We start from the raw sequence: 20,450 nt of genomic DNA on the forward strand, positions 1-20,450 counted from the left end.
AACCCCATGACCAATGTGACCGTCACCGTCGTCGGCCTCGGCGCGATGGGCCTGCCCATGGCCACCAACCTCGCACGCACCTTCCATGTGCGGGGCGTCGACGTCCAGGAGGCGCGCCTCGAACTCGGCCGCGAGGCCGGCCTCGAGGTCCACACCGACGCCCCCGAGGCCGCGCGGGGCGCGGACGTCGTCCTGCTGGCCGTCCGCAACCAACATCAGCTCGAGGCCGCGCTCTTCGGGGAGAAGGGCGTCGCCGACGAGCTGGCCGCGGGCGCGACCGTGATCCTGACCTCGACCGTGGGCATCGACGCGATCGCCGCGGTCCGGCCCGGCCTGGCCGAGCGCGGCATCCACCTGGTCGACGCCCCGGTGTCCGGTGGGCCCGCCCGCGCCGGCGAGGGCGACCTCCTGGTCACCGTCGGCGCGGACGACGCCGCCTGGGAGGCCGGACACCCGGTCCTCGACGAGATGGCCTCCACCCTCTACCGCGTCGGCGACGAGGCCGGTAAGGGCCAGGCCATGAAGACCGTCAACCAGCTGCTCTGCGGGATTCACATCGCCGCCGCAGGCGAGGCCATGGCGTTGGCCGGGAAGATGGGCCTGAACCAGAACGAGGCCCTCGAGGCCCTGATGTCGGGTGCCGCCTCGTCCTTCATGCTCGGCGACCGCGGCCCGCGGATGCTGCAGGCCTACGACGAGACTCCGGCGGAGGTCAAGAGCCGCCTGGACATCTTCGTCAAGGACATGGGCATCGTCGTCAACGCCGCCCGCCGCGCCGGGATCGGCGTACCGCTGGCCGCGGCGGCGGAGCAGACCTACCTTCACGGGCTGACCCTCGGGCTGGGGGCCGCGGACGACTCCTCGGTCATCCGGACCGTCACCCCTGAGGATCCCGCCGGGGAGGGGAACTCCGAGAGGAGCGACGGATGACCGGCGGGGCGCTCCTCGGGCTGGGGCTGGCGGCCGTCGCGCTGCTGCTCGTCCTGGTCATCTGGGTGAAGATGCCCGCCTTCGTGGCGCTGATCGTCGTCGCCCTCGCCACCGCGGTCGCCTCCGGCGTGCCCCTGACCGAGTCCGTGGGGGTGGTCACCGGAGGAATCGGCGACACGCTCGGTTCGGTGATCGTGGTCGTCGGCCTCGGCGCGATGCTCGGTCGGCTCATTGAGGTGTCCGGCGGCGCCGACGCACTGGCGCTCTACTTCACGGTGCGCTTCGGCAAGGCCCGGGTGGTCGCCGCCGTCACCGCGGCCGCGTTCATCCTCGGCATCCCGGTGTTCTTCGACGTCGGGTTCATCATCCTCGCGCCCATCGTCTTCGGCTTCGCGCGCACGGCCGGATACCACCCCCTCAAGATCGGTCTGCCGGTGGCCGCGACGATGCTCACCGTGCACGTGGTGCTACCCCCGCACCCGGGGCCTGTCGCCACCGCGGAGATTCTCGGCGCCGAGCTCGGCACCGTGCTCGCGGTCGGCCTGCCGCTGTCCGTCATCGCGGTCGTCGGCGGGTACTTCTGCTCGAAGCTTGTGCCGGTGGGGAGGTTCGACCTGCTCGACTCGCCGGCCACCGAGACCCCGCCCCCGGTGGAGAACCCGCCCAGCGCGTGGACGGTCATCGGCCTGATCCTCCTGCCGATCGTCCAGATCCTGGTCGGCACCGCCGGTGTCCTGGCCACCGACGAGGGGACCACCGCCCATTCGCTGGTCAGCTTCGTCGGCTCCGCGCCGGTGGCGCTGCTGACGGCGGTGCTCGTCGCGTGGGCGGTGATCGGGCACCAGCGCGGGTGGAGCCTGGACAGGGGCTCGAGCGTGCTCGACTCCTCGCTGCCGGCGGTCGCCGTGATCATCTTCGTCACGGGAGGCGGCGGCGGCTTCGCGGCCGTGCTCACGGAGTCCGGCATCGGCCAGGTGCTCTCGGATCTTCTGGTGGCCACCGCGATGCCGCTGATCCTGATGGCCTACCTGCTCTCCCTGGCGTTGCGCGCGGCGCAGGGTTCGGCGACGGTCGCGATGCTGACCACCGCGGGTCTGCTGGTCACCCCGATCGCAGGCGCGGGGCTGGACCCGCTGCACACCGCCCTGATTGCCATCGCCATCGGGTTCGGCGCGTTGGGCGTCTCGCACATCAACGACTCCGGGTTCTGGATCGTCACCCGCTACCTCGGATTGAGCGTCAAGCAGGGTCTGCAGAGCTGGACCCTGCTGTCCACGGCTTTCTCCCTGATCGGATTCATTGCCACCGCCGGCGTCTACGTGCTGGTCTGACGCCCCCGTACGCGCAAGCCCCGCCGACCGCAAGGTCGGCGGGGCCGTCGTCAATCTCTCTTAGTGGATGCCCTCGGCGAACTCCTCGACGATCTTGGCGTTGAACGCCGGCAGGTCGTCCGGGGTGCGGGAGGTGACCAGGCCCTGGTCGCACTCGCACTCGGAGTCGACCCAGGTCGCGCCCGCGTTGGTCAGGTCGGTCTTGAGCGACTTGAACGAGGTCACGGTGCGGCCGCGCAGGGCGTCGGCGTCGGCCAGGATCCAGGGGCCGTGGCAGATCGCGCCGATCGGCTTGCCGGCCTCGGCGATGCCGCGCACCAGGGCGACGGCGTTCTCGTCGGTGCGGATGATGTCGGCGTTGTTGGTGCCGCCGGGCAGGATCAGCGCGTCGAAGTCCTCGGCCTTCGCGTCCGCGGTGGTCAGGTCGACGGTGACCTCGGCGCCCTTCTTGCCGGTGATGGTGCCCGACTCGGTGGAGACGACCTTGACCTCGGCGCCCTCGGACTTGACGGCCTCGACCGGGCTGGTCAGCTCGGAGTCCTCGAAGTCGTTGGTGGCGACGACGGCGACCTTGACGTTGTCCAACTGGCCCATGACTCTTCCTCCTGATTGATCGGTAACGTTTACGGCACCGAGGGTAACCATCGGCGCGCACTATTCAAGGTTTCCTGCGCAGCGGTGGTCCCGGTGCCTGTTTCGGTCATATCTGTGTCGTCTTCTTGTCAGGGGAGTCCCGCATGTCCGCACCCGTGCTCTTCGTCGCCGCCGACCGTGGCGAGGCTGCCGGCCTCCCGCCCGAGGCGGAACTGCTGGTCACGGGCGTGGGACTCGTGCGCGCGGCCGCCGCGGTGGCGCGTCGGCTGGCGCAGCGTGAGTACTCGCGGGTGGTCAACATCGGCACCGCAGGCGCGCTCCACGACGGCCTGGGCGGCGTCTACGAGGTTGAGACCGTCACCCAGCACGACTTCGACGTCGCCGCGATCGAGCGCGTCATCGGCGCGCCGTTCCCGGTCGAGCTTTCTCTGCCGCTCGTCGGTGCGGGCGCGCTGCCGACGGCGCGCCTGGCCAGCGGCGACGCCTTCATCTCCGACGCCGCCGTCCGCGTCCGCCTCGCTGCCTCGGCCGACCTCGCCGAGATGGAGGGCTACGCCGTCGCGTGGGCCGCCCGCGAGGCCGGTGTCCCCGTCACCCTGCTCAAGCAGGTCAGTGACAACGCCGACGACGAGTCCGAGGCGCGCTGGCTCGGCGCCCTCCCGCGTGCGGCCGTCGAGCTTGCTGACGCCGCGCGCGCCCTCGGCTTCGTGTGACGGTGCGGGGGTGTTGCTTTGGCGGCGTTCCTTGATGCTGTTGTATGACGATTGTATGACGATGCTCGTGGGTGGCTTTGATGATGGGCAATGCCCGCGATGGTGGTTGTCCTGGTTTGGTTGTTGCTGGTTAGGTCGGGTTTTGTTCGGGGGCTTTTCTGGGGGGTCGGGCCGGCCCGGGGGTGTGCAGTGATGTACTGCAGCCTCATCCTGTCTCGCCGATGCTGGTTTCTGTACGGCGGTCCAGTGACTCACTGCAGGGTCGTCGGGGTCAGTTGGGGGAGAGGCTGGGTGCGTTGAATGGGGATCGTGCAGTGATCCACTGCAAGACCCTGTCGAGGGGTTTGGGCGTGCTGGTGCAGTGACTTACTGCGAGGGCTGTCGGAGAATGACAAGTCTTCGAACCATGGCTCCGGCCGGGTCTCCGGCTGCCGGCCTTGCGATCGCGATGCACTCCGGGTGGTGCGCGTCTTGCGATGACGGTCTCGGAGCATCGTCAGCAGGCTGAGGAGCGGGCGAGGGTGCGTGGTGAGGCGAATCGGGCGGCCTATGACGAGGAGATCGGTTACGACCCGGCCGCACCCGTGCCCTTCTGAGCCCGACAACCCCAACCCCCGCAAACCACAAAAATGACGCCCACGCGCGGGGCGTGGGCGTCGGAAAGCAAGGAGAGGAGGTGAAGGAGAGTGGACTCAGTCCTCCGGCTTGCCGACCGCGACGGCGGAGCCGCTCGGCTTCTTGAAGGGCGTGATGTCACGCAGGTGCTCGCGCACCTTGGTGAAGCCCTCCGAGGCGGTGAGCGTCTCGCCGCGGGCGGTCGCGATCTGGATGTCGTCGATCGTGATCTCGCCGGCACGCAGCGCCACCATCTCCGAGTGGTAGCGGAACCAGACGGCAACCACGGCCGCGACCGGCACCGCGAGGAAGGCACCCATGATGCCGAAGAGCGTGGAACCGACCGTGACCGAGAGCAGTACGATCGCGGCGTGCAGGTTCATCGCCTTCGACTGGATGATCGGCGAGAGCACGTTGCCCTCGATCTGCTGGACCAGGACGATGAGCGCGAGCACGAGCAGCGCGTTGGTCAGGCCGTTGGTCACCAGTGCGATGACGACGGCCAGGGCGCCGGCGGTGAACGCACCGATGATCGGGATGAAGCCCGCGAAGAACGTGATCACGGCCAGCGCGAGCGCCAGCGGCACCTGCAGCACGACCAGGCCCAGGCCGATGAAGACCGCGTCGACCGCGGAGACCAGCGCCTGCGCGCGGATGAAGCCCGCCAGCGTGTTCCAGGACCGCGAGAGTACCTCGGTCAGGTGCCAGCCCGCGTTGCCGCCGGTGTACTGGCGCATCCAGGGCAGGAAGCGTGGGCCGTCCTTGAGGAAGAAGAACGTCATGACGACCATGACCAGCAGCGTCACCGCCGCCGAGGTCGCCCCCGACAGGCCGGCGAAGACACCGGTCGCGATCTGCGAGGCACGCTCCTGCAGGAAGCCCATGACGTCGTTGAGAAGGTTCTCGAACTCGCCGAGCTCCAGGTTGAGCGGCGGGCCCTGCACCCAGTCCAGCAGCTTCTGGCCGCCGCCCTGCGCCTGCTCCACGAGCTGGGGGATCTGCTTGCGGATCGACGGCGCGATCATCGCGCCGACGCCGAAGATGACCGCGACCGCGCCGAGCAGCGTGATCACCACGGCGAGCGCCGCCGGGACCTTGTGCTCGCGCAGCCACTTGACCGGCGGCCACAGCACGGTGCAGACGATGAGTGCGAGCAGCACCGGCAGCAGGCCGGTCCAGACCATGCCGAGACCCTGCCAGAGGATCCAGCCGGCGGCGACCATGATGATGAAGCGCAGCGCCCACCCGGCGGCCCAGCGGCCGTCGCGGCCGATGATGACACCGCGGTCGGTCACGCCCTCGTCACGCTCGACCGCGCCGGGGAAGGTGCCCTCCACGTGCGCGTGGACCGTGGCGGGGAAGTCCTCCGTCATGCGGCGCTGGGCGTCCTTCTTCGGCGGGGTCGGCGGATCGACCTGCTCGGAGCGTTCGATCTGCTCCTCGGTGCGCGAGCCCGCGGGCTGCTCACCGGAGTTCTCGGAGTTCGTCATACGGCGAGCGTATCCGAGCAAGCCGCCGAGGGACACCCGGACGGCCACCGCGGACCGGGCTCGCCGGGTCCGCCCGGCCCGCCGGGGAGACAGCCCGGGAGATTAACGACACCCCGCGCCCAAGACGTCGGCGCGCACCCGCCCCGTGTCCGTGTGGAGCCCGAAGCGGTGCGTGGTCACCGAGACGGCCTGCTCGAGGAGGTAGGGCAGCAGCTCGCGGCGGCCGTCGGCGAGGACGGGACCGTCGAGGACGACGGCGCCGTGCTCGGCGGCGGTGGTGCGCAGCAGCTCCGGTACCTCACCCAGGCAGCGCACGCGGGCGGAGTCCTGGGAGGCCACCGCGCCCGCGACACGCTCGACCTGCGAGTCGTCGGCGAATACGACCGGGGCCTGCGTACGTGCCGCGGCGAGGCGCTGGCGGATGACGTCGCGGCGGGCTGCACCGGCGCCGACGTGGACGAGCACCGGCTCAAGCACCGGACGGTAGCGGAAGACGTTGGCCTCGCCGGCCAGGGCGGCCGGGTCGTGCGCGCGGCCGAACTCGGAGCGCCAGGCCAGCTCGTCGAGCTCCGCGGCGCGCCACAGCCAGTTCAGGTCGGCCTCCGTCAGTTCGTCGCCGACCAGGTCGGCGGCGCGGCGCAGCTCCGCGGCGACGGCCGGCTGCAGGTCGACCTCGTGGACGGGCAGCTCGCCGGCCGGGTCGGTCCAGTCGCCGAGCTGGGCGACGTAGTTCGGGCCGCCGGCCTTGGCGCCGGGGCCGACCGAGGAGTTCTTCCAGCCGCCGAAGGGCTGGCGCTCGACGATCGCGCCGGTGATGCCGCGGTTGACGTAGGCGTTGCCCACCTCGACGCGCTCCATCCAGTGCGCGACCTCGTCGTCGTCGAGGGAGTGGATGCCGCCGGTGAGCCCGAAGCCGGTCGCGTTCTGCCAGTCGATGGCCTCGTCGAGGTCCTTCGCCCGCATGATGCCGAGGACCGGGCCGAAGCACTCGTGGGTGTGGAACCAGGAACCGGGACGCACGTTGTCGCGGATGCCGGGGCGCCAGAACAGTCCCTCCTCGTCGAGCTGCTCCGGCTCGACGAGCCAGCGCTCGCCCTCCTCGAGCCGGGTCAGACCGCGCTCGAGTTTCTCGCCGGGCGCCTCGATCAGCCCGTTCATCGTGGTCGCCGGGTCGGTGCCCGGCCCCACGACGAGGGTCTCGGTGGCGTCGACGAGCTGGCCGATCAGGCGCTCCGAGGGCCCGTCCGAGCCGACGACGATGGCCAGGGAGGCCGCGGAGCACTTCTGCCCGGAGTGGCCGAAGGCCGAGTGCACGAGGTCGTCGACGGCGAGGTCCGGGTCGGCGAACGGTGTGATGACCAGTGCGTTCTTGCCGGACGTCTCGGCCTGCAGCACCATCTCGGGCCGCCAGGAGCGGAACAGCGCGGCGGTGTCGCTGGCACCGGTGAGGATCACCTGGTCGATGTCCGCGTGGCTGATCAGGTGCCGGCCGGTCTCGTCCTCGGGGACCATGACCAGCTGCACCAGGTCCGGGTCCTCGCCGGCGGCGGCGAGCCCGGTGCGGACCGCCTCCACGAGCACCGCGGCGCACCGGGTGACCTGCGGGGCGGGCTTGACCACGACGGCGGAACCGGCGGCCAGCGCGGCGGTGATGCCGCCGACCGGGATGGCCACCGGGAAGTTCCACGGCGGCACGACGAGGGTGAGCGTGCGCGGGTGGAACTCGGCCTGCGGCCCGGCGAGCCGGCGCGCGGAGTGCGCGTAGTAGGAGCAGAAGTCGACGGCCTCGGAGACCTCGGGGTCGGCCTGGTCGACGGTCTTGCCGGCCTCCTGCGTCATCGCCGCGATCAGCCGTCCGCGCGCGTCGGCGACGGCGTCACCGACGGCCTCCAGCACGTAGGCGCGCTTGCCGACGTCGCGTGTGCCCCACGCCGCGCCCAACGTGCGGCCGTGGGCGAGCGCGGCGTCGACAATCTCTGTGTCGGTGACCGGCTCGGGGGCGGCGGGCAGCTCGGCGGTGAGCGCCTCGAGCGCCCAGGCGCGGTTGGCGGGCAGGGCGGGGTCGGTGTCGGGCTCGTTGGCGAAGCGGCCGGTGCGCGGGGCCTGCCGACCGGACTCGGCGGTGCGGTCCTGGCGGCGGCGCGGGCCGGCCTGGGTCTTCCAGCGGGAGCGCACGGCGCGGGCGAAGACCTCCTCCTGGCCGTCCATCGCGCCCTCGCCCTCCGGGGCGAACAGCGAGTGGAGGAAGTTCTCCGGGTCGGCGTTCTCCTCGAGGCGGCGCACGAGGTAGGAGACGGCGACGTCGAAGTCCTCGGTACGCACGACGGGCGTGTAGAGGATGACGGTGCCGAAGACCTCGCGCACGGCGCGGGCCTGGCCGGGCGCCATGCCCTGCAGCATCTCGGCGTCGAGCTGGCGGGTCACCCCGCGGCGGTCCGCCAGCTCCCAGGCGAGCGCGGAGGTGAACAGGTTGTGGGAGGCCACACCGACGCGCAGGGCGTCGGCGAGGTCGGGCTGCAGGGCCAGGTCGAGCAGGCGGTAGTAGTTCGAGTCGGTCTCGGGCTTGGTCAGGTAGGGCGCCTGGGGCCAGCCGTGGACCTCGGCGTGGACGCGCTCCATGGCGAGGTTGGCGCCCTTGACCAGGCGGACCTTGAGCGGGGCGCCGCCGGCGGCGTGGCGGGCGCGGGCGAAGTCGGCGATCCGCTCGAGGGCGGCCGGCGAGTCGGGCAGGTAGGCCTGCAGGACGATGCCGGCGGTCAGGTCCCGGAACTCGGGCTCGTCGACGAGCCCGGTGAACAGGTCGACGGTCAGCTCGAGGTCGTGGTACTCCTCCATGTCGAGGTTGACGAAGACCCCGTGGGCCTTCGCGGCGCGGTAGACGGGGCGCAGGCGCTCCTTGAGGCGCTCGAGGCTGCCGGCGTGGTCCCAGTGCTGCAGCTGGGCGCACAGGCTGGAGGCCTTGACGGATACGTAGGTGACGCGCGGGTTCTCGATGAGCTCGATGGTGCGGCGCGTGCGGTCGCGCGCCTCCTTCTCGCCGAGGACGAGCTCGCCGAGGAGGTTGAGGTTGAGCTGCTCGCCGGCCTCGGCGGCCCGGTCGAGGCGGTCGCGCAGGGTGCGGCCCTCGACGTCGAGGACGAGGTGGGAGACCAGCTGGCGCATGCGGGCCCGGGCGGCGGGCATGACCAGGCGCGGGGCGATCCGGCCGGCCTTCGCACCGACGGTCAGCAGTGCGGAGTCGACGGAGCCCAGGAAAGACGGGGAGACGCCGTCGGTGACCTTGTGCAGGGCCTGGGCTGCGGCGGCGTCGTCGGTGGGACGGGCGACGCGGTCGACGAAGTCCATGGTGAAGCGCATGCCCTCGGGGTCGCGCAGGATCGCGGAGAGCTGCTCGGCGGCGCGGGCCTCCGAGCCGGTTTCCGAGTCGGCGGCCAGCCACTCGTGGGCGCGGGCGATGGCGTCCGGCACGGCGGCGTCGACGTCGGCGGAGTTCGCCGGCGCGGTGGGGGTGTTGGTGGAGTCGACGGTCACTTCGCGTCCTTTCCTTAGGGGTGCGGCGGAGCGCACGAAGAGATACTGGTGAGCCGTGTCATAATCGGCTGACACACGTTAGACAGCGCAATGGTGCGCACGCAACAGATGGGGTGCGCTGGGGTGATGGGCGCGCGGGGTCGGAAATTTAGGGGCGTTGAACTGCGTGGACGAAGAAAGTTGAGCCTGTGTGGAACAATTTTGGTGCCGGGGCGTTGTACCTGGTGCGAGGTTGAGTGAGCCTGGCTCAAGGGATTCTGTTACAGTGGTCCGCGTTGAGCCCCGACGGGTCAACTCCGCCAGAAGCTAACGAACGAACACTTAAATCAGGAGGAACACACACCATGGGTCGCGCAGTAGGCATCGATCTCGGCACCACCAACTCGGTCGTCTCCGTGCTCGAGGGCGGTGAGCCGCAGGTCATCGCGAACTCCGAGGGTTCGCGTACCACCCCGTCGGTCGTCGCCTTCGCCAAGAACGGCGAGGTGCTGGTGGGCCAGTCCGCCAAGAACCAGGCGGTCACCAACGTCGACCGCACCATCCGCTCGGTCAAGCGCCACATCGGCGACCCGAGCTGGCACGTCGACATCGACGACAAGAAGTACACCGCGCAGGAGATCTCCGCGCGCACGCTGATGAAGCTGAAGAGGGACGCCGAGAGCTACCTCGGTGAGGACGTCACCGACGCCGTCATCACCGTCCCGGCCTACTTCGAGGACGCCCAGCGTCAGGCCACCAAGGAGGCCGGCCAGATCGCGGGCCTGAACGTCCTGCGCATCGTCAACGAGCCGACCGCGGCCGCCCTGGCCTACGGCCTGGAGAAGAACGACGACGACCAGACCATCCTGGTCTTCGACCTCGGCGGCGGCACCTTCGACGTCTCGCTGCTCGAGATCGGCGACGGCGTGGTCGAGGTCCGCGCCACCGCCGGCGACAACGAGCTCGGCGGCGACGACTGGGACCAGCGCATCGTCGACTGGCTCGTCGAGAAGTTCAAGGGCGCCCACGGCATCGACCTGACCAAGGACAAGATGGCCCTGCAGCGTCTGCGTGAGGCCGCTGAGAAGGCGAAGATCGAGCTGTCCAGCTCGCAGCAGACCTCCATCAACCTGCCCTACATCACCGTCGACGCCGACAAGAACCCGCTGTTCCTGGACGAGACCCTCTCGCGCGCCGAGTTCCAGCGCATCACCCAGGACCTGCTGGACCGCACCAAGAAGCCGTTCAACCAGGTGCTCTCCGACGCCGAACTCTCGGTCTCCGAGATCGACCAGGTCGTCCTGGTCGGCGGCTCGACCCGTATGCCGGCCGTGACCGACCTGGTCAAGGAGCTCTCCGGCAAGGAGCCGAACAAGGGCGTCAACCCGGACGAGGTCGTCGCCGTCGGCGCCGCCCTGCAGGCCGGCGTCCTGCGCGGTGAGGTCAAGGACGTGCTGCTGCTCGACGTGACCCCGCTGTCGCTGGGCATCGAGACCAAGGGCGGCGTGATGACCAAGCTCATCGAGCGCAACACCACCATCCCGACCAAGCGCTCCGAGACCTTCACGACCGCCGAGGACAACCAGCCCTCCGTGCAGATCCAGGTCTTCCAGGGCGAGCGCGAGATGGCCAGCGCCAACAAGCTGCTCGGCTCCTTCGAGCTCGGCGGCATCGCGCCGGCTCCCCGCGGCGTGCCCCAGATCGAGGTGACCTTCGACATCGACGCCAACGGCATCGTGCACGTCACCGCCAAGGACAAGGGCACCGGCAAGGAGAACACGATCACCATCCAGGACGGCTCCGGCCTGTCCCAGGAGGAGATCGACCGCATGGTCAAGGACGCCGAGGCCCACGCCGAGGAGGACAAGAAGCGTCGCGAGGACCAGGAGACCCGCAACTCCGCGGAGTCGATGGTCTACCAGACCCGCAACTTCGTGAAGAAGAACGAGGACAAGCTCTCCGACGACGTCAAGGGCAAGGTCGAGGACGCCGCCAAGGGTGTCGAGGAGGCGCTCAAGGGCGACGACCTCGAGGCCATCAAGTCGGCCGTCGAGAAGCTGTCCACCGAGTCCCAGGAGATGGGCAAGGCCATCTATGAGGCCAGCCAGAACCAGGGCACGACCGAGGCCGGTGCCGCCGGTGCCGGCGCCGCCGCTGACGACGACGTCGTCGACGCCGAGGTCGTGGACGAGGATGAGAACAAGGACGGTGGCGATAAGTGACCAACCCGATGAGCGACGACCCCGGCTCCCCCGAGGCGACCGACCCGGAGGCCACCAGCCCCGAGTCCGCTGAGGCCGCCGTCGAGGAGGCGGAGGCCGTGGTGGACGACGCCGCGGCCGAGGCTGCTGAGGCCGCTGAGCCTGCGGCCGAGGACGGCCTCGCGGCTGAGCTCGCCGAGCGCACGGAGGACCTGCAGCGGGTCACCGCCGAGTACACCAACTACCGGCGGCGCACCGAGCGGGAACGCCAGGCGGCCGTCGAGCACGCCCGCGCCGGCGTGGTCGGCCAGCTGCTGCCGATCCTCGACGATCTCGAGCTGGCCCGCCGCCACGGCGACCTCGAGGACGGACCGCTGAAGTCCTTCGCGGACAAGTTCCGCGGCACGCTCGACTCGCTGGGCCTGGAGGCCTTCGGCGTCGAGGGCGAGCCCTTCGACCCGGAGATCCACGAGGCCGTCCAGGACGCCTCGACCGGTGACGAGAAGGTCCTCGGCAACGTCCTGCGGCAGGGCTTCTCCCTCGGCGGGAAGACGGTGCGCACCGCGATGGTGATCATCGGCGACCCGCAGGGCGACGCCCCGGCGGACGACGGCGACTCGGAGAACACCGAGGAGGCCTGACCCGCCTCCCGGGCCGTCGGCGCGAGCCGGCGGCCCGGACCGGCCTCGAGCACCGGTCCCGGCCCCCGGGCCGGACATTTGGCACTTTTAGTTAGACAGATTTAGCACCGTATTCAGTTAGCCCGCCCACCGATGAAGACGATGGCGGAAGGAGGAGATGCCCAGTGGCTGAACGTGAATGGGCAGACAAAGATTATTACGCGGACCTGGGTGTCTCCTCGTCCGCGGGCCACGACGAGATCAAGCGCGCCTACCGCAAGATCGCACGCGAGAACCACCCGGACAAGAAGCCGGGCGACAAGGCCGCCGAGGCCCGGTTCAAGCGCGCCGCGGAGGCCTACGACGTCGTCGGCGACGAGAAGAAGCGCAAGGATTACGACGAGTTCCGGGCGATGATCGCCCACGGCGGATTCGGAGGTACCGGGTTCCCGCCCGGTGGGTTTCGCACGTCGACGCGGAGCGCGGACGGATTCAACGTCAACGACATCTTCGGACAAGGTGGAGGATTTTCTGCAGAAGGCGGTCTGGGTGACCTCTTCGGTGACATCTTTGGCAATCGGGGTGGCGGTCGCCGGCGTGCTTCGTCGCGGTCGCGGCGGGCGTCCCGGGGGGCCGACGTCGAGACGCAGATAACCCTCGAGTTCTGCGAGGCCGCCAAGGGCACGACCCTGCCGCTGCAGATCTCCGGCGAGGCACCCTGCGCGACCTGCCACGGCTCGGGCTCCCGCTCGGGCGAGAAGGCGACCTGCCCCGAGTGCGAGGGCTCCGGCTTCACCAACGAGCAGCGCGGCGCCTTCGGGTTCTCCGCGCCGTGCTCGAAGTGCCAGGGCACCGGCGAGGTCATCGAGGATCCGTGCACCACCTGCTCGGGCACCGGCACCGTGCACCGCACCCGCTCGATCACCGTGCGCATCCCCGCCGGCGTCATCGACGGCCAGAAGGTGCGCCTGGCGGGCCAGGGCGAGGCCGGCCCGAACGGGCGGCCGTCCGGCGACCTGTTCGTCACCGTCCACGTGCGTGACGACGCCGTGTTCACCCGCAAGGGCGACGACCTGGAGGTCACCGTGCCCGTGTCCTTCGCCGAGCTGGCGCTCGGCGACACGGTCACCGTGCCGACGCTGGACTCGCCGGTGCGCGTGAAGATCCCCGCCGGCACCCGCGACGGGCGCACCCTCAGGGTGCGCGGGCGTGGCATCAACGGCGGCGACCTGCTGGTCACCGTCGAGGTGAGCGTGCCGACCCACCTGGACGCGGCCGCGACCTCCGCGCTGCGCACCTACGCGCAGGCCGAGCGTGAGTCCGGCTTCGACCCGCGGGCCGACTGGGAGGGGGCGCGGCGATGAGCGGCAAGGACGAGAAGGTCACCGAGGAGGTCTTCGTGATCTCCGTGGCCGCGCAGCTCTCCGGCATGCACGCCCAGACGCTGCGCACCTACGACCGCCTCGGCCTGGTGACCCCCGCGCGCACCCGCGGCGGCGGACGACGCTACTCGCGTGAGGACGTCGTGCTGCTGCGCCGGGTGCAGAAACTCAGCCAGGTCGACGGCGTGAACCTCGCCGGGATCAAGGCGATCCTGGACCTCGACCGCGAGAACGCGGAGCTGCGGCGCCGCGTCGACGACCTCGAGGCCGAGAACGAGGCCCTGCGCGAGGCGCACACCGCCCGCGCCCGCGGCGGCGAGCTCGTGCCCGTGCCGCGGTCGACGGCCGTGGTCATGTGGAGCCCCGGGGCGCGTAGACGCCGGTCGAATCGCCCGGACCACGCGTGATCGCCGCCAGCGCGGCGAGCGTGACCGGGTCCTCCCAGTAGCCGCTGTGGTCCACGCCCCGGCCGGCGTGCCACACGCGCGCCCCGAAGCCGGGGGAGGTCGGGTCCCGGCCGTGCACCCCGGCGCGGTCGTCGACCGTCAGGCCGATGGGGTCCGCCTTCGAGGTGATCGCGTGCACCCCACCTGCGCCGGCGAGCGAGAGCTCGCCGGCGTTCTTCGCGTCCACACCGGGGCTGCCGACGAGCACCAGGGCGTCGGCCTCGAGCGGCGGGTGCGGATCGCGGGCGGCCCGGGAGGCGACGACGGAGCCGTAGCTGTGGCCGAGGACCACGCGGCGCTGCCCGGGGTTGCGGGCGGCCAGCGCGGCCTGGAAGGTGCGCAGGTCCGCCGCGCCGTTGGCCGCGGGCTCGCGCGCCACCGCGCCGGTCAGCGTCGCCGGTGCGCGGTAGCCGAGCCACATGACGGTCGCCGCGCCCGTCGCCTGGTTGAGCTCGCGGGCCCGGCCGAGGTAGCCGGGCCAGGATTCCGGCCTCGAGGAGCCGACCCCGGCGACGAAGGTGAGCGTGGTCTCGGCCGAGTCGAGGTCACCGACCACGGCGACGACGCCGTCGGGGCCGGCCTCGAGCAGCCGGGCCTCGCCGCCGTCGAAGAGCGGGGCGAGCCGCGGGTTCTCGGTCAGCTGCAGTTCGTGGACGGCGTCGGGGGAGAGGCCGCCGAGGTCGCCGAGCCTGCGCCCGGGCGGGCCGGCCGGCGGGGTGCACAGGGCGGTGACCTCCTCGGCGCAGCGCCGGTCGAGGACCTCGCCGAAGGCGTCGGCGAGGTGTGCCAGCGGGCCCTCCCAGCCGATGAGCCGCTCGTGCAGCGAGGCGGAGACGTCGAGGACGGAGGCGACCGCCGTCATCTGCGCGGCCGTCTCGTTGACGGCCGGGGAGGTCTCGGCCAGGCGCGCGACCCCGGCCGCCGGGCCGCCGGCCACGCCGACGGCGAGGGCGGACTCCTCGGCGGCCCAGTCCCGGCCGGTGGCGCGGGCGCCGGCGGCGGCCGCCCGCAGAGCGGCGGCCGCGGCGCGCAGGTACTGCGCCGTCACCGCCGGAGCCATGCGGCGGTCTCGGCGTCGGCGGCGAACGCGACGTCGGAAAGCGAACCGAGGTCGGCCAGCACCTCGGCGCGGCGGCGGGCGCGCTCGGAGAGCGTGCCGTTCCAGGCTGCGAGGGCGCGGGTCAGGGCGGCGGCGGTGCGGGGCGGGTCGGTGAGCGGGACGGCGATCGTGGGGGCGTTGACGGCGGCCAGCGCGGCGCGGACGCGGGAGCGGAAGGCGTCGGTGAGGATCAGGTTCTCGGTCATGGCCCCATTGCAGCGTGCCGGCGCGCGCGGGGCGAGGGGCGAGGGGCGAACCTGTGGATAACTCTGGCCCATCCACATACCCTGGGACCATGCGAATTGCGGCGGCACAGATCCTGTCCACGGGCGACCCGGAGAAGAACCTGGTCACGGTCACCGAGGCGGTCCGGGAGGCGGCGGCCGGGGGCGCGCGCGTGGTCGTGCTGCCCGAGGCGAGCTCTCAGGCCTTCGGCACCGGGCGCCTCGACGAGCGGGCCGAAGAGCTCGACGGGCCCTTCGCGGAGGGGGTGCGCGCGGTGGCCGAGGAGACGGGCACCGTGGTGGTCGTGGGCATGTTCCGCCCGGCCGACCAGGCCTTCCACGACGGCAGGACGGTCAACCGTGTGTTCAACACCGCGCTGATCGTCGGGGACGGCGTCGACGAGCACTACGACAAGGTCCACACCTACGACGCCTTCGACTACGAGGAGTCCGCCACCGTCAAGCCCGGCGGGCGCGTGGTCACCTTCGACGTCGACGGGGTGCGCCTGGGCGTGGCGATCTGCTTCGACCTGCGCTTCCCGGAGCTCTTCCGCGAGCTGGCCTGCCGCGGCGCGCACGCCGTGGTGGTGCCCACGAGCTGGGCGGACGGGCCGGGCAAGCTCGAGCAGTGGCTGCTGGTGACCCGGGCGCGCGCGATGGACACGGGCTGCTACATCGTCGGCGCGGACCAGGCGCTGCCCGAGGGGGAGACTGACGGGCCGACGGGCGTGGGCCACTCGGTGGTCGTGGGCCCGGACGCGGGGATCATCGAGGAGGCCGGCGACCGGCCCGGGATCATCTACGCCGACATCGACACCGAGGCGGTGGCGGAGCAGCGCCGCGTGCTGCCGGTGCTGCCGCGCTGAGCGCGGGCGCCCAGCCGAAGGACTAGTCCCAGCTGAAGGCGGGCGAGAAGTCCTCGACCTGCACGTCGGCGGCGCCGGCGGCGCGGGCGGCGGCCGCGCTGGCCGCGGCGGCCTCCGGCAGCCCCGCGACGATGACGCGGTGGCCGGTGAGGTCGCCCGCGGCCTCGACGGGCTCGGCGACGGTGGTGACGGCCCCGACCCCGGAACCGTCGGCAGGCAGCGCGACCGCCGAGTGCACCCACCATGCGTCGGCGGGGTGCGCGGCGGTGGCGGTGACCGTCAGCCACGAGGTCGCCGCGGCGAGCGTGGCGAGCGCGGGCAGGTCGTAGAGCTCGCCGGGGTACTCGGCGTGCAGGACCACGTGGACCTCGGGGTGGGTCCGCGCGCTGAGCAGCGCGGTGACCAGGGCGCGCAGCGGGGCCCAGCCGGTGCCGTGGGCGATCATCGTCACCGGGCGCGGGTCGGCGGGGTCGAGGCGCAGCCCGCCCTCGGGGCGCCCGAAGACCCACTGGTCGCCCACCCGGGCCCGGCCCAGGTCGTGGACGGGGCAGTCAGTGGAGAGGTCGAGGTGGAAGCGCAGCTGGCCCATCGCGTCCGCGGGCAGCGCCGGGGCGAGCGGCACCCACACCCCGGGGGTGTAGGTGGCGGTGGTGGGCAGGCGCTGGCCGGGCGTGTAGGCCACGGGCAGGCCGGTGTCCACGGAGATCACGGCGATGCGGCGGGCGGGCCGCTCGACGGAGATGACCTGCCCGGCCGAGGCGGCGGGCACGCCGGCGCGGGCGTCGGCGAGGTCGGCGTCGGCCATGTGGGCGCAGCAGACCTCGGCGAGGTCCTCGGCGCGGGCGGCGGCCAGCGTGTAGTGGGCGCCGGCGGCCTTGAGTGCGGCGCGCAGGCCCGCGCGCAGGGCGGTGGCCTGGGCGGCGTAGCGGGCGGCGGGCAGGCCGTGGCGGCGCTCGGCGCGCGCCACGGCGGCGAGGCGCGCGGCGACCTCGTCGGAGAGGACGGGCAGGTGCCCGGAGCGTGGCTCCGGGTTGTGCTCGAGGACCCAGGCGGCCGCGTGGGCGACGGTGGGCTCGGCGGCGCGCAGGGAGGGCACGGCCGCGGCCTGGCCGAGGTCCTCGGCCAGGCGCCCGCGCACGGCGTCGGCGAAGATGTCGGCGTGGCCGCGGATCAGGCGGGCGAGGTCGGCGAAGCTGGCGGGCATGGGCCCAATCTTAGGGTCACTCCAGCCCTGTCATGTCGGTGGCCGGGGTGCCCGGCTGCCAGCCGAGCTCGCCGGCGACGTGGCGGGCGAAGTTCTCCAGGATCGAGGCGTTGACCTCCACGCCCATCGGGTTGGGGATGGTGAGCATGAGGGTGTCCGCGCTCATCACGGCGGAGTCGGCGCGCAGCTGCTCGATCAACTTGTCCGGCTCGGCGGCGTAGGTGCCGCCGAAGGTGACGGGCACGCCCTCGCCGAGCGAGCCGACCTGGTCGCCGGAGGCCAGGGTGCCGAAGAGCTCGCGGTCGCGCCCCGTCACGATGGGAAAGACGGAGCGGGAAACGGACACGCGCGGGGTCCAGGGGTGGCCCGCGGCCTTCCACGCGGTGCGGTAGCGCTCGATCTGCTCGGCCTGCAGGTCGCCGAGCGAGGAGCCGTCGGCCTCGCTGACCAGGGTGGAGCTCATCAGGTTCACCCCGTCGTGGGCGGCCTGCTCGGCGGTGGCGTGCGAGCCGGCACCCCACCAGATGCGGCGGCGCAGCGTCGGCGACTGCGGGAAGACCGGCAGCCCCACGCCCGGGTGGTACATCTGCGGGTACTGGTTCTCCAGGGTGTCGGAGACGGCCATGGCCTCGCCGTCGGCGGCGGCGAGCAGGCGCAGGAACCTCTGCCGGGCCATGTCGCGCCCGTCGGGGGCCTCGGCGGTGTAGCCGAAGGCCTCCCAGCCGCGGCGCGCCGGCTCGGGTGAGCCGCGCGAGACGCCGAGAGCGACCCGCCCGCGGGAGACGAGGTCGAGGGTGGCGGCCTCCTCGGCCAGGTGCAGCGGGTTCTCGTAGCGCATGTCGATCACGCCGGTGCCGACCTCGAGGTTCTCCGTCGCGCCGGCCACCGCGCCGAGCAGGCTCATGGGCGAGGAGTGCTGCGGGGCGAAGTGGTGGACGCGGAAGTAGGCGCCGTTGACGCCGATCGCGTCGGCGCGCCGGGCCAGCTCGACGGCCTGGGTGAGGCTCTCGCCGGCGTCGGGGCCGCTCTGGTGCCCGATGGCGTGGTGTCCGAAGAGAGGCATCCGAAGTATTTCATGCGGCCACTATGGATGACGTGTCAACAATTTCGCGGCCGCACGCCCCTTATCCCGTCCCGCACGCGTCGCACCCACCGTCGACGCGGTCGAGCCGTAGCCCGCGAGCGGCACCCGTGGCTCGCGCTCGGGGGCGACCTCGTCGCGCATCCGGATCCCGCCGCCCGGCTTGCGCGGCCGCAGCGGCGCCAGATGTCCGAGCGCGGGCCTAAAGCCCGTGTTGAAGAAGATGACGTCGGCGTGCGCGGGCCGGGGCTGCGGCGCCCGACTGTCCGGCACTACGAGTTGTTGCTTGGCGACGTCGCGCGACTCGCCGAAGACGACATCGTGCGCCATGGCGGGGGCCAGCGGCCCGCGCGAGACGAGCGTGCCGGCCGCCACGCCCTCGAGGTACTCCGGTCAGGAGGGGATGCCGGTGTTCTCGACCACCGGCCGCGGCGCGCCAACGGGCGCCGCCCGCGGCGGTGACCACCAGGACGTCGTCAATCGCGCGCACCGACTCGACGCGCACGGGGCGCCGATGACGACGACGTCGACGGATGTGTACATGTCACCGAGCCTCTCGGGAGCGTGGTGTGACCGAGCTGGTGGTGTGGCGCCCGACGCCGGGAACTAAAGTAGTTGTCTGGTGCACTCCCGAAGGATGGTGCGCCGTCCGCGAATCGGACAGTCTCCGGACGGTCCCGGACCCTGACGGATCTTCACGAGGAGCAGAAGTGGAATACACCCCCTTTTCCCTGCTGATCGACGTGGGATGGATCTCCATCCTCATGGTCATCGGCAACGTGCTGCGGCGCACTGTCCCCTGGTTCCAGCAGCTGCTGCTGCCCAGTCCGATCATCGGCGGCCTGCTGGGCCTGCTGCTCGGGCCGGGCGCGCTGGGCTGGATCGGGTTCTCCGAGAACATGGGCGACTACACGACGATCCTGATCGCCGCCGTCTTCGCCTCCATGCCCTTCTCCATGGTCTTCGACCGCTCCGTGCGCTCGGGCGCGAAGACCATGTGGTCCTACTCGACCGGCATGTTCATGATCCAGTGGGGCCTGTTCATCCTGCTGGGCATCTTCCTGTTCAAGCCGGTCTGGGGAACCGAGGACTGGTTCGGCATGATGCTGCCGACCGGCTTCATCGGCGGCTTCGGCACCGCCGCGGCCGTCGGCTCCTCCCTGGATGCCGCGGGTGCCGACGGCGTGGCCAGCTCGCTGGGCTTCACCTCGGCGACCGTGGGCACGCTGGCGGCCATCGTCGGCGGCGTCATCTTCGCCAACTGGGGCATCCGCACCGGGCGCGCCTCGACCGTGCCCGGCGTGCTGCCCAAGGAGATGCGCTCCGGCTACATCTCCGAGCAGGAGGCGCGCCCCTCGATCGGCAAGGCGACCACCAACCCCTCCTCGATTGAGGCCGTCACCCTGCACGTCGGTGTCATCGCCCTGGTGATCATGATCGCCTACTCTGTCAACGACCTGATCAAGGACTTCTTCCCGGCGGTCTCCATCCCGCTGTTCGCCATGTCCTTCGTCGTCGGCATCGTGGTCAAGCTGCTGATGAACATGGTCGGCGCGCGCGACTACCTCGACCGCGACACGGTCAACTCCGTCTCGGGCGGCGCCACCGACTACCTGATCGCCTTCGGCATCGCCTCGATCATCCCCTCGGCCATCGCCGACTACCTGGTCCCGCTGGTCATCCTCTTCGTGCTGGGCACCGTGTGGTGCACGCTGTTCTTCTTCATCGCCTCGCCGATCTACTTCGGCAAGAACTGGCTCGAGCGCGGCCTCTTCGAATGGGGCTGGGCCACCGCCGCCGTGGCCACCGGTATCGCGCTGCTCAAGATCGTCGACCCGAAGATGAAGTCCGGCACCCTCAACGAGTACGGCGTGGCCTACATCGGCTTCGTCCCCTTCGAGATCGGCATGACCATCGTCGCCCCGATCGCCGCCGTGGCCGGCTGGACCATGGGCCTCGGCATCGTCTCCACGGTGATAGCCGTGGTGGTGCTGGCCACGCCGTTCGTCTTCCGCTGGCTGCCCGGGCACACCCAGGACGAGGCCAGACGGAAAATAATCGGCTGACCGTTGCGGGTCGGGTGATGCGTGGATAGACTGCCCTTCGCTTGACCTGCACCAACCACAATTTCATTGAAGGCCCCG

At 71.4% G+C, this 20,450-nt stretch carries 16 protein-coding genes and 1 pseudogene; 9 read left to right on the forward strand and 8 right to left on the reverse strand.

What is annotated here, in order from left to right; genetic code table 11:
• Positions 1-6 precede the first annotated feature (6 nt).
• Positions 7-930, forward strand: a complete 924-nt coding sequence (locus QP119_RS03550; RefSeq protein WP_284773699.1) for an NAD(P)-dependent oxidoreductase — start codon at positions 7-9, stop codon at positions 928-930.
• Positions 927-2,261 carry a GntP family transporter gene (locus QP119_RS03555; RefSeq protein ID WP_284773700.1) on the forward strand — a complete coding sequence of 445 codons (1,335 nt, stop codon included), beginning with the start codon at positions 927-929 and terminating at the stop codon, positions 2,259-2,261. Before QP119_RS03550 ends, QP119_RS03555 begins: the two co-directional genes overlap by 4 nt.
• A gap of 60 nt (positions 2,262-2,321) precedes the next feature.
• Here QP119_RS03555 and QP119_RS03560 read toward each other — a convergent pair whose 3' ends face one another.
• Positions 2,322-2,855, reverse strand: coding sequence for a type 1 glutamine amidotransferase domain-containing protein (locus tag QP119_RS03560; protein WP_284773701.1), 534 nt, complete (start codon positions 2,853-2,855; stop codon positions 2,322-2,324).
• A gap of 143 nt (positions 2,856-2,998) precedes the next feature.
• Here QP119_RS03560 and QP119_RS03565 point away from each other — a divergent pair, with 143 nt between their 5' ends.
• Positions 2,999-3,568, forward strand: coding sequence for a nucleosidase (locus QP119_RS03565; RefSeq protein WP_284773702.1), 570 nt, complete (start codon positions 2,999-3,001; stop codon positions 3,566-3,568).
• 692 nt (positions 3,569-4,260) lie between these two features.
• Here QP119_RS03565 and QP119_RS03570 read toward each other — a convergent pair.
• On the reverse strand, positions 4,261-5,556 hold the full coding sequence (locus tag QP119_RS03570; protein WP_284773731.1) for an AI-2E family transporter: 1,296 nt from the start codon (positions 5,554-5,556) through the stop codon (positions 4,261-4,263).
• 219 nt (positions 5,557-5,775) lie between these two features.
• On the reverse strand, positions 5,776-9,204 hold the full coding sequence (locus QP119_RS03575) for a proline dehydrogenase family protein (protein WP_284773703.1): 3,429 nt from the start codon (positions 9,202-9,204) through the stop codon (positions 5,776-5,778).
• Between the two features lie 344 nt (positions 9,205-9,548).
• Here QP119_RS03575 and dnaK point away from each other — a divergent pair, with 344 nt between their 5' ends.
• From dnaK to QP119_RS03595, 4 genes are all read left to right on the forward strand, one after another.
• Positions 9,549-11,405 (forward strand): molecular chaperone DnaK, encoded by a 1,857-nt coding sequence (gene dnaK / locus QP119_RS03580; protein ID WP_284773704.1) that lies wholly within the window; start codon positions 9,549-9,551, stop codon positions 11,403-11,405.
• A gap of 8 nt (positions 11,406-11,413) precedes the next feature.
• On the forward strand, positions 11,414-12,025 hold the full coding sequence (gene grpE, locus QP119_RS03585) for a nucleotide exchange factor GrpE (protein WP_284773732.1): 612 nt from the start codon (positions 11,414-11,416) through the stop codon (positions 12,023-12,025).
• Between the two features lie 164 nt (positions 12,026-12,189).
• Positions 12,190-13,368, forward strand: a complete 1,179-nt coding sequence (gene dnaJ, locus QP119_RS03590) for a molecular chaperone DnaJ (protein WP_284773705.1) — start codon at positions 12,190-12,192, stop codon at positions 13,366-13,368.
• A complete protein-coding gene (locus QP119_RS03595; RefSeq protein ID WP_284773706.1) occupies positions 13,365-13,793 on the forward strand; it encodes a heat shock protein transcriptional repressor HspR in 429 nt (142 codons plus the stop codon). The genes dnaJ and QP119_RS03595 overlap by 4 nt, the downstream gene beginning before the upstream one ends.
• Here the strand turns inward: QP119_RS03595 and QP119_RS03600 are convergent.
• Together QP119_RS03600 and QP119_RS03605 are read right to left on the reverse strand one after the other, a co-directional pair.
• Positions 13,738-14,892, reverse strand: coding sequence for an alpha/beta hydrolase (locus tag QP119_RS03600; RefSeq protein ID WP_284773707.1), 1,155 nt, complete (start codon positions 14,890-14,892; stop codon positions 13,738-13,740). The genes QP119_RS03595 and QP119_RS03600 overlap by 56 nt on opposite strands.
• Positions 14,877-15,137 carry a hypothetical protein gene (locus QP119_RS03605; RefSeq protein WP_284773708.1) on the reverse strand — a complete coding sequence of 87 codons (261 nt, stop codon included), beginning with the start codon at positions 15,135-15,137 and terminating at the stop codon, positions 14,877-14,879. The genes QP119_RS03600 and QP119_RS03605 overlap by 16 nt, the downstream gene beginning before the upstream one ends.
• An 89-nt stretch (positions 15,138-15,226) precedes the next feature.
• Here QP119_RS03605 and QP119_RS03610 point away from each other — a divergent pair, with 89 nt between their 5' ends.
• Complete coding sequence (locus tag QP119_RS03610) at positions 15,227-16,021, forward strand: carbon-nitrogen hydrolase family protein (RefSeq protein WP_284773709.1); 795 nt, start codon at positions 15,227-15,229, stop codon at positions 16,019-16,021.
• 22 nt (positions 16,022-16,043) lie between these two features.
• Here QP119_RS03610 and QP119_RS03615 read toward each other — a convergent pair whose 3' ends face one another.
• The 3 genes and pseudogenes from QP119_RS03615 to QP119_RS03625 form a co-directional block, all read right to left on the reverse strand.
• A complete protein-coding gene (locus QP119_RS03615) occupies positions 16,044-17,225 on the reverse strand; it encodes a hypothetical protein (RefSeq protein ID WP_284773710.1) in 1,182 nt (393 codons plus the stop codon).
• A 16-nt stretch (positions 17,226-17,241) separates the two neighbouring features.
• A pseudogene (locus tag QP119_RS03620) lies at positions 17,242-18,302 on the reverse strand (LLM class flavin-dependent oxidoreductase).
• Between the two features lie 7 nt (positions 18,303-18,309).
• Positions 18,310-18,681, reverse strand: a complete 372-nt coding sequence (locus tag QP119_RS03625; protein ID WP_284773711.1) for a hypothetical protein — start codon at positions 18,679-18,681, stop codon at positions 18,310-18,312.
• Between the two features lie 335 nt (positions 18,682-19,016).
• On the opposite strand from QP119_RS03625, the gene QP119_RS03630 reads away from it, so the two are divergent.
• Positions 19,017-20,372: a sodium/glutamate symporter gene (locus tag QP119_RS03630; RefSeq protein ID WP_284773712.1), complete on the forward strand. Its 1,356-nt coding sequence runs from the start codon at positions 19,017-19,019 to the stop codon at positions 20,370-20,372.
• The last annotated feature ends 78 nt before the right edge of the window (positions 20,373-20,450 follow it).

Origin of the sequence: Corynebacterium frankenforstense (assembly GCF_030211955.1) — a bacterium.
Classification (GTDB): Bacteria; Actinomycetota; Actinomycetes; order Mycobacteriales; family Mycobacteriaceae; genus Corynebacterium; species Corynebacterium frankenforstense_A.